This is a genomic window from Pseudooceanicola sp. NS-SX8 (assembly GCF_057380755.1).
The window spans coordinates 4,894,924-4,909,649 of the sequence record NZ_CM170819.1; the positions used below are offsets into that span (position 1 = coordinate 4,894,924).

16 protein-coding genes are annotated in these 14,726 nt (G+C 68.1%); 7 read left to right on the top strand and 9 right to left on the bottom strand.

The annotated features are described in order from the left end of the window. The first annotated feature begins 31 nt into the window (after positions 1-31). The 6 genes from motA (at position 32) to AC2IR1_RS22490 (ending at position 8,088) form a co-directional block, all read left to right on the top strand. The gene (gene motA / locus AC2IR1_RS22465; RefSeq protein ID WP_486474199.1) at positions 32-904 is read left to right on the top strand and encodes a flagellar motor stator protein MotA; all 873 of its coding nucleotides are present in this window, start codon (positions 32-34) and stop codon (positions 902-904) included. Next, complete coding sequence (locus AC2IR1_RS22470) at positions 901-3,561, top strand: hypothetical protein (protein WP_486474200.1); 2,661 nt, start codon at positions 901-903, stop codon at positions 3,559-3,561. The genes motA and AC2IR1_RS22470 overlap by 4 nt, the downstream gene beginning before the upstream one ends. 92 nt (positions 3,562-3,653) lie before the next feature. Beyond that, complete coding sequence (gene flhA, locus AC2IR1_RS22475) at positions 3,654-5,759, top strand: flagellar biosynthesis protein FlhA (RefSeq protein ID WP_486474201.1); 2,106 nt, start codon at positions 3,654-3,656, stop codon at positions 5,757-5,759. Next, positions 5,752-6,528 carry a flagellar biosynthetic protein FliR gene (locus AC2IR1_RS22480; RefSeq protein WP_486474202.1) on the top strand — a complete coding sequence of 259 codons (777 nt, stop codon included), beginning with the start codon at positions 5,752-5,754 and terminating at the stop codon, positions 6,526-6,528. Before flhA ends, AC2IR1_RS22480 begins: the two co-directional genes overlap by 8 nt. Positions 6,529-6,538: 10 nt before the next feature. Further along, positions 6,539-7,624, top strand: a complete 1,086-nt coding sequence (gene flhB, locus AC2IR1_RS22485; protein WP_486474203.1) for a flagellar type III secretion system protein FlhB — start codon at positions 6,539-6,541, stop codon at positions 7,622-7,624. Then, a complete protein-coding gene (locus AC2IR1_RS22490; protein ID WP_486474204.1) occupies positions 7,624-8,088 on the top strand; it encodes a hypothetical protein in 465 nt (154 codons plus the stop codon). The genes flhB and AC2IR1_RS22490 overlap by 1 nt, the downstream gene beginning before the upstream one ends. Positions 8,089-8,207: 119 nt before the next feature. Here AC2IR1_RS22490 and AC2IR1_RS22495 read toward each other — a convergent pair whose 3' ends face one another. From AC2IR1_RS22495 to AC2IR1_RS22535, 9 genes are all read right to left on the bottom strand, one after another. Further along, a complete protein-coding gene (locus AC2IR1_RS22495; RefSeq protein WP_486474205.1) occupies positions 8,208-8,714 on the bottom strand; it encodes a flagellar basal body-associated FliL family protein in 507 nt (168 codons plus the stop codon). Between the two features lie 8 nt (positions 8,715-8,722). Further along, the gene (flgH, locus tag AC2IR1_RS22500; RefSeq protein ID WP_486474206.1) at positions 8,723-9,466 is read right to left on the bottom strand and encodes a flagellar basal body L-ring protein FlgH; all 744 of its coding nucleotides are present in this window, start codon (positions 9,464-9,466) and stop codon (positions 8,723-8,725) included. Then, positions 9,463-9,897 (bottom strand): flagellar basal body P-ring formation chaperone FlgA, encoded by a 435-nt coding sequence (gene flgA, locus AC2IR1_RS22505; protein ID WP_486474207.1) that lies wholly within the window; start codon positions 9,895-9,897, stop codon positions 9,463-9,465. The genes flgH and flgA overlap by 4 nt, the downstream gene beginning before the upstream one ends. Continuing rightward, positions 9,897-10,682 carry a flagellar basal-body rod protein FlgG gene (gene flgG / locus AC2IR1_RS22510; protein ID WP_486474208.1) on the bottom strand — a complete coding sequence of 262 codons (786 nt, stop codon included), beginning with the start codon at positions 10,680-10,682 and terminating at the stop codon, positions 9,897-9,899. The genes flgA and flgG overlap by 1 nt, the downstream gene beginning before the upstream one ends. A gap of 164 nt (positions 10,683-10,846) precedes the next feature. After that, positions 10,847-11,557 carry a flagellar hook-basal body complex protein gene (locus AC2IR1_RS22515; protein WP_486474209.1) on the bottom strand — a complete coding sequence of 237 codons (711 nt, stop codon included), beginning with the start codon at positions 11,555-11,557 and terminating at the stop codon, positions 10,847-10,849. 2 nt (positions 11,558-11,559) lie between these two features. After that, positions 11,560-11,826 (bottom strand): flagellar biosynthetic protein FliQ, encoded by a 267-nt coding sequence (locus AC2IR1_RS22520; protein ID WP_486474210.1) that lies wholly within the window; start codon positions 11,824-11,826, stop codon positions 11,560-11,562. Positions 11,827-11,964: 138 nt separating this feature from the next. Further along, positions 11,965-12,258, bottom strand: coding sequence for a flagellar hook-basal body complex protein FliE (fliE, locus tag AC2IR1_RS22525; RefSeq protein ID WP_486474211.1), 294 nt, complete (start codon positions 12,256-12,258; stop codon positions 11,965-11,967). Positions 12,259-12,270: 12 nt separating this feature from the next. After that, positions 12,271-12,660: a flagellar basal body rod protein FlgC gene (gene flgC / locus AC2IR1_RS22530; protein ID WP_486474212.1), complete on the bottom strand. Its 390-nt coding sequence runs from the start codon at positions 12,658-12,660 to the stop codon at positions 12,271-12,273. Positions 12,661-12,664: 4 nt separating this feature from the next. Further along, entirely contained in the window at positions 12,665-13,054 is a 390-nt protein-coding gene (locus AC2IR1_RS22535) for a FlgB family protein (protein ID WP_486474213.1), read from the bottom strand. A gap of 85 nt (positions 13,055-13,139) precedes the next feature. On the opposite strand from AC2IR1_RS22535, the gene AC2IR1_RS22540 reads away from it, so the two are divergent. After that, positions 13,140-14,567 carry a FliI/YscN family ATPase gene (locus AC2IR1_RS22540; RefSeq protein ID WP_486474214.1) on the top strand — a complete coding sequence of 476 codons (1,428 nt, stop codon included), beginning with the start codon at positions 13,140-13,142 and terminating at the stop codon, positions 14,565-14,567. The last annotated feature ends 159 nt before the right edge of the window (positions 14,568-14,726 follow it).

Below are 14,726 nucleotides of genomic sequence, written 5' to 3' on the forward strand. Positions count from 1 at the left end.
GGCGATCCAGTAGCAACGAGGTGGCGCAGCAATGATCGGTTTTGTCGGAATCGGCGTGATTTTCGTGATGGTCTTCGGCGGCTACATCCTGGCCGGTGGCAAGATGGCGATCATCCTGAAGTCCCTGCCGTTCGAAATGATGATGATCGGTGGCGCCGCCGTGGGCGCCTTCCTGATCTCCAACGACATGGCGGCGGTGAAACACACCGCCAAGGACGTCGGCAAGGTCTTCAAGGGCCCGAAGTGGAAGCATGACGACTATCGCGACCTGCTGTGCCTTCTGTTCGAACTGATCCGCCTGGCGCGCCAGAACCCGGTGGCGATCGAGGAACATATCGAGGATCCCGAGAATTCCTCGATCTTCTCGAAATACACCCGCATCGTCGGCGACAAGGAAGCGATCGCGCTGATCTGCGATACCATGCGCTCTGCCTCGATGAACTACGACGATCCGCACCAGGTCGAAGAGGTGCTGGAAAAGCGGATGGAGGCGAACACCCACCACGCCATGCATTCCAGCCACGCGCTTCAGTCGATGGCGGACGCCCTGCCGGCCCTGGGGATCGTGGCCGCCGTGCTGGGGGTGATCAAGACCATGGGCTCCATCGACCAGCCGCCCGAAGTGCTGGGCAAGATGATCGGCGGCGCCCTTGTGGGCACCTTCCTGGGCGTGTTCCTGGCCTATGGCATCGTCGGCCCCTTCGCCGGGCGGCTGAAGACGGTGATCGAGGATGACGCCCATTTCTACCAGCTCATCCGGGAGGTCCTGGTGGCCAACCTGCACAACCATGCGACCAACATCTGCATCGAGGTCGGGCGGCAGAACACGCCCTCCCACTGCCGCCCCAGCTTTGCCGAGCTGGAAGAGGCGCTGAAGGAAGTGAAGAGCAGCGGGGCGGCATGATGCGGATCTGGCTTTCCCTTCTGCTGATCTGTGCCGCGGCGCCGCTGGCGGCACAGACGGCGGTCATGCGGTCCGGCGACCATGCGGAGTTCACCCGGCTGACCCTGCCCCTGCCCGCGGATACCGATTTTACCCTGGCCCAGGTGCCGGGCCGCGCCGTGCTGACGCTGAGCGGGTCCCTGCAGGAGGTCGACACGAGCCAGGTCTTCGACCGGATCGGCCGCAGCCGCCTGTCGGAGCTGACCAGCGCCCCCGGCCCGGTGGTTTCACTGGCCCTGCCCTGCGATTGCCCGGTCGAGGCGCGGCTGGCCGCCAACCGCCTGCTGGTGATCGACATCGGCAATGGCCCCGCATTGGATGCCCCGCCACCGCCCCTGCGCGCGCCCGAATCCCAGCCAGTACCCCAGCCAGCGCCCCTATCGGGACCAGTTTCGGGACCGGCAGGGCCGACACCTTCCACAACCCCCACCGCCAGCCCGTTGCCGACGTCACCCGACCTGCGAGACGCCGCCGTGAGGGAGGCCATGGCGCTGCGCCTGCGCACGGCGCCGGCCGGGGTCGTGACCGCCCGCCCGGCACCGATCGCATTGCGCGGCATCACCCTGTCCCTGGGTCTGCCGCCGGTCGACCCGCTGGCCCCCGGCCCCGTCACTGTCCCCAGCACGGCCCCCGTACCCGAGGGAGCGGCGCCACCGGCGCCCGGCCCCACCCTCGCCGCGCGCGATGCCCCCGCCACACCGCCCGTGACCCTGCCCCCGGTAACTCCCCAGGTGACTGCTCCGGTGACTGCCCCCTCAGTCGGACAGGTGCCACCCGCCATGCCCGCGACCCAGCCTGCCCAGGCCCCGGAATCTCCGCCCGCCTTGACCCTGCCGCCCATCCCCCTGCCGGAAGGGCCCGGGGCGCGGCAGATGGCCGAAGAGAGGCTGGCCACCCTGCCGGGGGTTCCGACAGAGGCAGAGGCCCGCCTGACCAGGGAGCTGGAACGCAACCTGCTGGCCGCCATCGGCAGCGCGGCGACAGAGGGGCTGCTGGATCCCGACACCGCCAGCGCCACCGCGCTGGCGGAGGAGCAGCGCCGGATCACCGGCACGCTGCAGGATGGCGTGCATCCCGACCCGGGCCTGGCCGCCACCCCCAGCACCTTCGACAACGAGCAGATGAACTCCTCCGGCCGGATCATCCTGTCCGGCAACCCCTGCGCGCTGCACATGCCCCCCCTCGTAGCGGAGGAGGAGACCGGCGATTTCGCCGAGGGGCTGTCCCGGCTGCGCGCCCGCCTGACCGGCGAATTCGACCGCGATGATGTGCAGGCCTACCACGACCTGGCGCATTTCTACCTGCTGCACGGCTTCGGCCCCGAAGCGGCCCGCGTGCTCGATTCGGTCCAGCAACCCCCGATGGAAGAAGCCGAAATGGCCTCTGCCGCGCGGATCCTGGAATTTGGCCACGATCCCGAAGACAGCCCCTTCGACAGCCGCCTGACCTGCGATACCGATGCCGCGCTCTGGGCCGTGCTGGCGGTGGAATACCTGCCACCTGGGACGAACTTCGACGCCGGGGCGATCAAGCGCACGCTGATGGCGATGCCGGAGGTCCTGAAATCCGCGCTCGGACCCGAGTTGGCGGAGCGGTTCATGGCCGCGGGGGAAAAGGATTTCGCCCGTGACATCATGCGGATCGTCGAACGCAACCTGATCGATTCCACGCCGCGCCAGGCCCTGGCAGCGGCCATGCTGGCCGATGGCGACGAGGCGCCGGATCGCGACACCTACCAGGCGCTGATCGCCCAGAACACCGATGTCTCCCCCGAGGCGCTGTTGCATTACACCAACGGCACGCTGGAACACGGCGAACCCGTCGACCAGGAAACGATCGGCCTGCTGGAAAGTTATCGCGGCCAGTACCGGGAGGGGCCGATGAACGCCGAACTGGCCCGGGCAGAGGTCATCGCCCGCGCCGCCACCGGCAATTTCATCGCCGCCTTCGCGCTCTACGATCAGGAGCGGGAGGCCTTCACCCCGGAGGTCCGGCAAGAGATCGTCAACGGGCTGACCCGCAACCTGGCGGATCATTCGGCGGATGCGGTCTTTACCCGGCTCTATTTCAGCCACGCGGGCGAAATGGCCGAACTGGCCAGCGCCCAGGCGATGAACCAGGTGGCGGACCGGCTGCTGTCGCTGCACCTGGCGGAGGTGGCCGATGCCGCCATCGCGGGCCCGGCAGAGGGTGAGGCCGGGCGCGACCGTCGCCTGTTGCGCGCCCGCGCCGCGCTGGAAATGAACCTGCCCCGCCGTGCCGAGGCAGAGCTGGCCGGGCTGACCGGGCCGGAGGTCGATCGCCTGCGGGCCGAGGCCAGCCTTGCCACCGCCGATTTTTCCCAGGCTGCCGCGCTCTTTGCCGGGGCGGGGGAAACCGTCCAGGCGGGGGAGGCCGCCTGGCTTGCCCGCGATTTCGACGCGATGACCGCGGCGCAGGATCCGGTCCGGGCGGAATTTGCCGGCATCCTGAGCGCCCAGCCGGAGGTCACGATCCCGGACGCCGGCCCGCCCACCCTGGCCGCCAGCCGCGACGTGCTGAACCAGAGCGGCGAAACCCGAGAGGCGCTGCGCGCCCTGCTCAACTCGGTCGAGGTCGATACCGCGCTGGAACAATAGCGCATTTGCGAAGCCTCAACCATTTCGCGGAATAACCGACAGGACTGAATTTGCCAGAACGGCCGGGGATTCCCCGCGATTGAAGGTCCGAAATGACCGATGCACCTGCCCTGAGCGGCCCGCAGGCCCGCCCGCTGTTCCAGCCCACGATCCTGCTGGCGCTGGCGCTGATGGCGATCATCGTGATGATGATCCTGCCCGTCCCTGCCTTCGTGCTGGACGTGGGCCTTGCCGCCAGCTTCGCCCTGGCGATCCTGATCTTCACCGTGACCCTCTTTGTCGAGAAACCGCTGGATTTCTCGGCCTTCCCGACCGTGCTGCTGGCCTCTCTGATGCTGCGGCTGTCACTGAACGTCTCCTCCACCAAGCTGATCATCGGGGAGGGGCACACGGGCACCGGCGCGGCGGGGGACGTGATCCGCGGCTTTGCCGATTTCGTCATGTCCGGATCGGTTTTCCTGGGGCTGGTGGTCTTCGGGGTGCTGCTGATCGTCAATTTCATGGTGATCACCAAGGGTGCCGCCCGCATGGCCGAAGTCGGCGCGCGCTTCGCCCTGGACGGCATGCCGGGCAAGCAGCTGGCCATCGACAGCGACATGTCCGCCGGCGCCATCGACCACATGCAGGCCAAGGAACGGCGCGAGCGGGAGCAGCAGGAAACCACCTTCTTCGGCTCTCTCGACGGGGCGTCGAAATTCGTCAAGGGTGACGCGGTGGCGGGCCTGCTGATCACCCTGCTGAACCTGGTGGTGGGGCTGCTGATGGGCGTCGTCGTCCACGACATGCCCCTGGGCGATGCCTTTGAAACCTATGCGATCCTGACCGTCGGCGACGGGCTGGTGACGCAGATCCCGGCGGTGATCATCTCCATCGCATCGGCGCTGCTGCTGGCGCGCGGCGGATCCGTGGGCGCGACCGACCTGGCGCTGGTGGGCCAGCTGGGCCGTCACCCGGCGGCACTGGCCACGGTGGCGGTGCTGATGCTGCTCTTCGCGCTGGTGCCCGGCCTTCCCTTCGTGCCCTTCGTCCTGGGCGGGCTTGTCCTGGGCGGCGCCGCGGCCACGGTGCATCGCCGCCAGAAGGCGGAGCGCGCGGCCCCCGATGCCTCGCGCGAAGATGCGCCGAAACCGCGCCAGAAATCCCTGGGCGATACGCTCGACCTTGATGACATCCACGTGGAGTTCGCCCCCGACCTGGTGAACATGGTGCTGGATCCCGGCACCGGGCTGGACGCCCGGATCGAGAACATGCGCCTGCATGTCGCGGAAAGTTACGGCCTGATCCTGCCGGAAATCCGGCTGACCGATGACCCTTCCCTGCCGTCGGGCAGCTACGTGATCCGCATCCAGGGGGTCGAACAGGCCCGGGCCATCCTGCGCCCCACCCAGGTGCTGGCGCTGACCCAGGGGCGCGGCGGCCCGGCGGGCGAAGACGTGAAGGAACCGGTCTACGGCGCCCCCGCCCGCTGGATCGACCAGTCGGCACAGGACGACGCCGCCCTGTCCGGCCTGACCATGGTCACCCCGACAGAGGTGCTGGCGACCCACCTTCTGGAAACCATCAAGCGCAACTTCCCCCGCCTGCTGTCGATGAAGAGCCTGCGCCGCCTGCTGGAAGAGATGACGAACCTGTCGGACCCGCGCCGGGCGGATGCCAACCGCAAGCTGCTGGACGAGCTGATCCCGGAAAAGGTGCCGCTGGACCTGCTGCACCAGGTGCTGCGCCTGCTGGTGGGCGAACAGGTGTCGATCCGCAACCTGCCCCTGATCCTGGAGGCCGTGGGCGAGGTGCGCCAGATGACCCAGCAGCCGGAGGCGATTTGCGAACATGTGCGCCATCGCATGGGGTTCCAGCTGATCGCGGACCTGCGCCGCGACGACGGCACGGTGCCGCTGATCCAGCTCGCGCCGGAGTGGGAGGACATCTTCACCACCTACCAGGTGGAGCGCGACCGCGGTGTCGTCGACGTGGCCCTGCCACCGGATATCTTCGCCCGGCTGGTCGGCAACGTGGGAGAGGCGCTGACCGAGGCCTCCGAAAAGGGGATCCATGCGGCGCTTGTCACCTCCACCCAGCGGCGGCGCTTCCTGCGCATGGCGCTTTCGGCGCGGGGGATCACCAATCCCGTGCTGTCGTTCGAGGAAATCGGCATCGATGCGCGCCCCTCCCTGGTGGCGATGGTGGGCGCCGATGAATGACACGATGAACGCGCTGGCGACCCAGGCCCTGGACCTGCTCCGCCGTGACGGCTGGTCCGCCTTCGTGGTGCTGCTGCGGGTGGGGACCTTCACCTCCTTCCTGCCGGGGTTCGGGGAACAGTCGGTGCCCGCGCGGGTGAAACTGGTGGTGGCCCTCAGCCTGACGGCGGTGGTCCTGGCGGCCCGCCCGGCCCTGCCGCCGGGCCCGCCGACCCCGGGCCTTTTCGCCCATCTCCTGGCGACGGAGGTGGTGGCGGGCCTTGCGCTCGGCCTCGGGCTGCGGCTCTTCCTGCTGGCGCTGCAGACCACCGGATCCATGATCGCCCAGGCGACCTCCCTCAGCCAGATCCTGGGGATGACGGTGATCGAACCGATGCCGGCGATCGGCAACATCCTGGTCATCGGCGGCCTGTGCCTGGCGATGATCCTGGGGCTGCATGTGCATGTCGTGCTCTACCTGCTGATCAGCTACGAGGCGATGCCCGCGGGCCAGTGGCCCGTGGCGGCGGACCTGGCGCAATGGGGCATCGCCCTGACCGGGCGCAGTTTCCGGCTGGCCTTCACCCTGGCCGCGCCCTTCGTCATCATCTCGGTCATCTACAACCTGACGCTCGGCGTCATAAACCGCGCCATGCCGCAGCTGATGGTCGCCTTCGTCGGCGCGCCGGTGATCACCTTCGGCGGCATTGCCCTGTTGCTCCTGCTCATCATGCCCATCCTTTCCACCTGGTCGGAGGCGCTCTTCGCCTTCCTCGGCCGACCGTTCTGAGGGGCGCAGCATGGCGGAGGAGGAGGACACAGGCGAGAAACCGCACGAGGCGACGGGGCGAAAACTGGAAAAGGCGCGGGAGCGGGGCGAGGTGCCGCGCTCTGCCGACCTGTCGGCGGCCGCGGCCTATGGCGGGCTCTGCCTGGCGGCAATGGCGGCGGGCCCTGCCGCGCTGACAGAGCTCGGCGGTGCCCTGCAGACGCTGATCGACCGGCCCGAGGCGCTGGCGCCGCTGTTCTTCGACGGCCACGGGGCGACGATCACCGGCGGGCTTTTCGGCGCGGTCGTGCCCCGAATCCTGCCCTTCTTCGTGATCCCCGCCGCCGCCGCCCTGGCCGCGATCATCGCCCAGCGGGCCTTCACCGTGTCCGGCAAGAAGATACAGCCCAAGCTGTCGCGCATCTCGGTGCTGAAGAACGCCAAGAACAAGTTCGGCCGTAGCGGGTTGTTCGAATTCGCCAAGAGCTTTGCCAAGCTGCTGATCTATTCGACCCTGCTGTTCCTCTTCGTCTCCGCCAACATGTCGGAAATGGCCTCTGCCCTGCTGCTGGAGCCGGGGATCACCGTGGCGATGCTGCTGCGGCTCTGCGTCGAATTCCTGGCCCTGGTCTTTGCCATCGCGGTGAGCCTGGGCGGAATCGACTTCCTCTGGCAGTGGGCGGAACACCTGCGCAAGAACCGCATGACCGACAAGGAGATCCGCGATGAGCTGAAGGAGAGCGAGGGCGATCCCTACGTCAAGAGCCAGCGCCGCATGCGCGGCGAACAGATCGCCCGGTCGCAGATGATGGCAGAGGTCCCGGATGCCGACGTGGTGATCGTCAACCCGACGCACTACGCCGTGGCGCTGAAATGGGAACGCGCGCGGGGCACCGCGCCGGTGGTCATCGCCAAGGGCGTGGACGAGGTGGCCCAGGCCATCCGCCGCCTGGCGCTGGAACACGCGGTGCCGGTGCACAGCGACCCGCCCACGGCGCGGCGGCTGCATGCAGAGACCGAGATAGGGGAGCAGATCTCCCCCGCAGATTACAAGGCCGTGGCGGCCGCGATCCGGTTCGCGGACGAGATGCGGCGCAAAGCGAAAGGACGGATCTGATGAAGACTTCCAACAAGACCAGGGCCCTGGAACCGGTCGCCCGCGCGACCGCCATGGCCTTCGAGGCGGAGCTGATGCAGCTGCGGCGCGTTGCCCAGCGGGAACGGCAGCTGCGCCTGTCGCTGGATGCGCTGGAACGGCGCGCGGCGGAGCGGTTCGTGGAAACGGTCGACCGCACGGTCACCGGCGAACTGGAACTGGCCGACAGCCAGGACCGCGCCTGGCGGGACTGGATTTCCGTCCGCCGTGGCAAGCTGCAGTCGGAGCTGGCCCTGGTGCTGGCCGAAAAGACCGACCGGATGGAGAAACTCTCCCGCAGCCTCGGCCGGAAGGATATCGCGGCCAGGATGCACGGCGCCAGCCTGTCGGAGGACCGCCGCGCCGCGCTGTCCCGCGAACTGGCGAACCTGCAGGACCTCGCCGTGCTGCTGAAGGCCAACCGCGACCATCGCCAGCTGCACTGATCCAGGCAACACCTGATCCTGCCGAAAGACGGAAAAAACCCGGGCCCTGGAGCCCGGGTTTTCCATCTCTGCGCTTCTGCGCGCCACGTCAGCCCACGGACGGGCCAGGGCGCCTGCCGTCAGGCATCCTGCCGGGCGATATCGGTGATCAGCACATCGGTGACCATGGGCCCCAGGATCTTGCGCGCGACGTTGAAGAGCGCGGCGCGCAGGATGTCCAGGTTGTTGGAATTGGTGAAGGCCCCTTCGAAGCCGCCCACGTTGGCATGATCGAACATCACCTGCAGGAAGGCGTCGCGCAGCTTCGGTTCGCGCGCATAGACCTGCTCCTGCCCGCCCAGGTCGACCTCCAGGCTGATCGACATGACCACCAGCGCGCCGATCTTCTCATTCGTCACCACCGGGATGATGAACTGGTTGTTCATCTTGACGTACTCCCGGTCCACCGGCTCTTCCTCCGCCATCATCTCCTCCTCCTGGGGGGCATGGCCGGCGGGGGCGGGCGCGGTGCCATCGCCACAGGGGTCGATCATCACCGGCGCGGGCTCCGGACGCAGCATCAGCCCCGCGCCGGCGCCGCCACCGATTCCGAAGACGATCAGGAGGATGGGCAGAAGTTTCTTCATGGGCGACCTCAGTAGGGCAGGATCCGGTCCAGCACCTGCTGGCCGATACGCGGTTGCTGCATGTCGGTGATCTGGCCCCGCCCGCCGTAGCTGACCCGGGCCGAGGCGATCTTGTCGTAGGTGATCTCGTTCTGGCGGGAGATATCCTCCGGCCGGACATAGCCGGACACCAGCAGCTCCCTCAGTTCGAAGTTCACCCGCACCTCCTGGTTGCCGGAAATCGCCAGAACCCCGTTGGGCAGCACATCTACCACCGTGGCCGCGACCCGCAGGGTCAGCTGCTCGTTCCGGCTGACCGATCCGTCACCGGAGGAGGCGCTGGAACTGTCCAGCGACACCGCACTGTCCATCGTGGCGCCGTTCTGCAGCACCCGGTTCAACCGCTGCGGAATGCCGAAGAACTCCGTCAGGCCGACACTGTCCGATCCCGATCGCGACCGGTCGGTGGAGTTGGAGATATTCGCGCTCTCGTCGATCTCGATCACGACGGTCAGAATATCCCCCTCCTTCTCCGCCCGGCGATCGCCCAGCAGGGATCCGCGCCCGCCCCGCCAAAGGGAGGCCTCTGGCCGGCCCATGGTATCGGCCAGCCCGGCGCCCTTGGCGGAGGCAAGGTTCATCGCCTCGTATTCCGGCCCGAAGGTATCGGGCGAAAAGGCCGGGGGACGGCCCAGGTGGGACCGGTCGATGCAGCCCGGCAGGGCCAGCAGGGCCGTCAGGGCCAGGAACAGGGGGAAAACGCGGGGTTTCATTCTACTCTGATGCTCCCGTCCGGTTGGATGGTGCCGCTGATGGTCTGGCGGGAGGAGAGGTTCATCACGCGGATCACCTCCCCCGCGCCGCCGCGGGCCAGGGCGCGCCCCTCCGCGGTGATGACCAGCCCGTCGCGGTTGTAGACCAGGCTGACGATTCCGTTGCGTTCGACCAGGGCGGGCGGGCCCACATCGCCGGGCAGGATCGGCCGGCCGGCATAGATGCTGACCCGCGTTTCCATCCCCGCCAGCCCCGCGACAGAGGTCAGCGCGCCCGGCACCTCGATGTCGCGCAGGGCGAAATCCACCGGCGACAGCACGGTCTGGGGCCGCAGGTTGCGCGCCGCAACCACCGTTTCGGCGGCCAGCCCGGCGGGCAGAACCGGTGCCAGGACCGGTGCCAGGAGCAGGATGCAGGCCAGCCACCGCATCAGCGCACCTGGGCCGTGGCGCCCAGCATCTGATCGGCGGCGGAAATGACCTTGGAGTTCAGCTCGTAACCGCGCTGCGCCTCGATCAGGTCGGTGATTTCGCGCACCGGATCGACCGAGCTGTCCTCCAGGTAGCCCTGGCGCAGGGTGCCCAGCCCATCGAGCCCCGGCGTGGTGACCGCCGGCGCGCCTGAGGCCTCGGTTTCCACGAAGAGGTTGGACCCGATCGCCTCCAGCCCCTTGGGGTTGGAGAAACCGACGAGGGAGAACTGACCCAGCAGCTGCGCCTGGGCGTTGTTGTTGAAATAGGCGTAGACCTCCCCATCGGCATTGATTGAGATGGAGCGCGCATCCTCGGGAATGGTGATTTCCGGCGCCACCGGGAAGCCGTCGGAGGTGACGATCAGCCCGTCGCCCGTCCGTTTCAGCCCGCCGTCGCGGGTATAGGCCGCCTGGCCGTTCGGCAGCGTTACCTCCAGGTAGCCGCGCCCCTCGATCGCCACGTCCAGGTCGCCCCCGGTCTGGCCCAGCGTCCCCTGCGCCAGCTGCATGGAAACAGAGGCCGGCCGCACCCCCAGGCCCAGCTGGATCCCCGTGGGCAGGACCGTCCCGTCGGAGGCATTCACCGTGCCGGCGCGGGCGAATTGCTGATAGTGCAGATCGGCGAATTCGGCCCGGCGGGCGTTGTAGCCCGTGGTCGACATGTTGGCGAGGTTGTTGGAAATGGTTTCCACCCGCATCTGCTGGGCGGCCATGCCGGTGGCGGCGATTTTCAGCGCTCTCATCTGGTGTCCTTTTGTTGGCGGGGCCCGTGACAAGACCCGTGACAAGGCCCGTGATGGGCCCGTAATCGTTCCCGTGACGGCTCCGGCCTGCGGTTGCCCCTTTGTCCGGGGTGGCGGGGGTGCGGGCCCTGACCGATCGGGCCCATGGTCGTTCCTGCGGGAGCTTAGCGGGTGAGGGTTTTCAACATGTTGCGGACGCGGTCATCTTCGCGGTCAAGAAAGCTCTGCCCCAGTTCGTAGGCCCGCTGGACGGTGATCATCCGCGCCACCTCCGAAATCGGATCGACGTTGGATGCCTCCAGAAAGCCCTGCACGACGCGGGGGTTTTCCACCGCGTCGAACCCTTCATCGGCCACGAACATCGTACCGCCCTCGCGTTGCATGCGGGCGGGATCGGCGGGCATGACCACCCCGATCTGCCCCACGGCGACGCCATCGGCGCTGATCGTGCCGTCGGCGGCGACCCCGATGGTCGCGGCGGGCGGGATGAAGACCGGCGCGCCGCCGGCATCCAGCACCGGGTAACCGTCATTGGTCACCAGGTCCCCCGCGTTGGAGGTGGCAAAGCTGCCCGCACGGGTCAGCCGGTCCCCGTTGGGGGTCTGGACCAGGAAGAACCCGTCGCCCTCGATGGCGAAATCCAGGCTGCCGCCGGTCGGGCTCAGCGTGCCCTGCGCGTAGGACACCCAGCGGATATCCCCCAGCGCCATGGAGATCGACGGCCCGTCATCCACGCCCTGGATGTACTCGGAAAAGATCATCTCCTCCGTCCGGAACCCGGTGGTGGAGGCATTGGCGATATTGTTCGCAATGATGTCCATTTCCCGCGCCAGGCCGGACAGGCGGGTCAGGGTGGTGTAGCCGGTGCTTTCCATGGTCAGCCTCCGATGATCAGCGGGATCAGGTGGTCCTGGAAGAAGGACACGAGGGTCTGGGACATGAAGGACATCGACAGCCAGAAGACGACGACGATGGCCCCCAGTTTCGGCACGAAGGTCAGGGTCATTTCCTGGATCGAGGTCAGCGCCTGGAACAGGCCCACGGCCAGGCCGGTGACCAGCGCCACCGCCAGGATCGGCGTTGCGGTGATCACCGCGACCCAAAGCCCCTGGCGCAGGGCGTCGAAGAACAGTTCCTCTCCCATTCGATCAGCCCCTTTCGCCAACGCAAGGCCCGGGCCGGGCCCCCTCGACAGAGGGTCACGGATTGTCGCCCCCATGGATCAGCATGGAGGATCAGCAGGGTGGGTCAGCACGATGCGTCACCCGGTAGATCAGCGGCCTCAGACCGGCATCCGCAGGATTTCCTGGTAGGCCTCGACCACCTTGTCGCGGACCGTCACCGCGGCCTCCACCGCCAGTTCGGTCTGCGCCAGGGCCTGGACGAGCGAGGTGCTGTCGGCCTCCCCCACCATGGCGGCGCGGGCTGTCTGCTCTCCCTCGCGGAAGGTCTCGGCGAAGTCCTTCGCAACTTCGCCGAGGGTTTCGCCAAGGCCCTGACCCGTGTTCGGGGTGGGCGTGGTGGCGGGGCGGGCGGCCGCGTATTTCTGCGCGGCATTCAATGCACGAATGTCCATTCTGGACCTCCTTTATCGACGCAGGAGATCGAGCAGGCCTGCCGACATCTGGCGGGCCTGATCGAAGACCTTGAGGTTCGCCTCGTAGCTGCGCTGTGCTTCACGCGCGTCGGCGATTTCGACCACCAGATCGACGTTCGATCCATCATGGTAGCCGCTCTCATCGGCGAGGGGATGAGCGGGGTCGTAGATCCGGGCCGGATCTGTCTGATCCAGCCGGACACGGCCCGTCGTCACCCCGCCTGCCCCCTCGGTTTCCGCAACGCTTTCAAACGGCACGGTTTTCCGGCGGTAACCGGGGGTATCCGCATTGGCGATATTTTCGGATGTATGGCGCAGCCGCTGGCCCTGGGCGCGCAGCCCGGTCGCGGCGATGGCCATGCTTTGTGAAAGGTCGCTCATCCCGTCACCTCCGCCCGATGGAAGTGCGCATCAGCGTGAGGCCCGAGCGATAGATCGCGAGCGCCCGGTCATGCTGCTGCTTCACCTCGACGGATTTCAGCATCTCCTGCTCCAGCGAGACGGAGTTGCCGTTGGGTTCGGACAGGCCTTCGCGTTCTGTTGTCAGGATGGTTTCGGCCAGGCCCGCGCCAGCGTTCAGATGGCTGTCGCGCGTGGCGCGCATCCCCCTGCTGGGGACGCCGCCCTTCATCAGCTCGGCAAAGGGGATGACATCGCCGGCACGGTAGCCGGGCGTATCCGCATTGGCGGTGTTCGCGGCGACGACGGCCTGCCGCACGCCGGCATGACGCGCCATGGATTCCGCCATCTGGAACAGCTGTATCTGGTCGAACATCGGGGCTTCTCCCTCGATCACTTTCAACCAAGGCTTAACCCCGATTCCTTTAGAAATGGTTGGCGACAGATGAAGGGATCGCGCGATGTCACAGAAGGTGCTGCAGGGGGTGAGGGCCGAGATCGGCAACCTGACCGCCGTCCGCCATGTCGGCCGGATCGAAGCCGTGGAACCCGAGGTTCTGAAGGTCACGGGGCTGGGCCGCCACGCCCGCCTTGGGGACATACTGAAGGTCACGCGCGGGGACGGATCGGTCCTGCACGGAGAGGTCGTGCGCCTGGATCGCGACGCGGTGACGGTCATGCCCGACGACCGGACGGAGGGGGTTTCGCTGGGCGACCGGGTGGTGCTGCGCGGCCCGCTGCGGATCGCCCCCGACGACAGCTGGATCGGCCGGGTGATCGACCCGCACGGCTTGGCCCTGGATGGCAAGCCGATCCTGCCCGGACGCGTCGCGCGGGCATTGCGCGGCGATCCCCCGCCGCCGGCCGACCGGCGCGGCCTGGGCGCGCGGCTCGACACCGGGACGACGATCCTCAACACGCTGCTGCCCGTGGTCGAGGGCCAGCGCATCGGCCTTTTCGCCGGATCCGGCGTGGGCAAGTCGCGGCTGATGGCCCATCTTGCGACGCAGATGCAGGCCGACGTGGCGGTGATCGCCCTGGTCGGCGAACGCGGGCGGGAGCTGCGGGAATTTACCGACAAGGTCCTGGGGCCCGAGGGGATGAAGCGCGCGGTGGTGATCGCCGCCACCTCCGACCGTTCCGCCCTGGTGCGGCGGCGCTGCGCCTGGACGGCCATGGCGGTGGCGGAACATTTCCGCGACCAGGGGCGGCACGTCCTCTTCCTGGCCGATTCCATCACCCGCTTCGCGGAGGCGCATCGCGAAGTCGCGGTCGCGGGCGGCGAATTGCCGGCACTGCGCGGCTACCCGCCCTCCACCGCCTACCAGATCATGCAGCTGTGCGAACGCGCGGGCCCCGGTGCGGGGGCGGCGGGCACGATCACCGCCGTCCTGTCGGTGCTGGTCGCCGGGTCCGACATGGAAGAGCCGGTGGCCGATATCCTGCGCGGCGTGCTGGACGGGCATATCGTCATGGACCGCCAGATCGCCGAACGTGGCCGCTATCCGGCGATCGACCTGCTGCGCTCCGTGTCCCGCTCCCTGCCCGATGCCGCCAGCGCCGCGGAAAACCAGATGATCGCAGAGGCGCGCCACCTGCTGTCCGCCTATGCGCGGTCGGAAATGATGGTGCAGGCCGGGCTGTATCAGCCTGGCAGCGATCCTGTGCTGGACCAGGCGATCCGCGCCTTTCCCGACCTCGACGCCTTCCTGGCGGAGGAGGAGGAGAACGGCATCGCCGCCTCTTTCAACCGGCTGCAACTGATCCTGCGGCGGTCGGCCGCTGCGCCCCAGGCCCGGCAGCCCGCCCCGGCCAAACCACGGGCCGCCCCCCGCCGCGACCCTCGACCGGAGCAGGGCAGCCTGCCGCGCCCCGCCCTGCCCCGCTGACCTGCCGGACCCGCTCGCACCCGCCAAACGCAAAGGCCGCCGCCGGAGAAACCGGCAGGCGGCGACACCGGGTGTTCCGCAGAAAATGCGCCGGCCGGGGCCCCGAACGCCCATCCCGCGCCCCTGCTGGCCCCCGTCCCTTCGCGCCGGGCGCAGTGC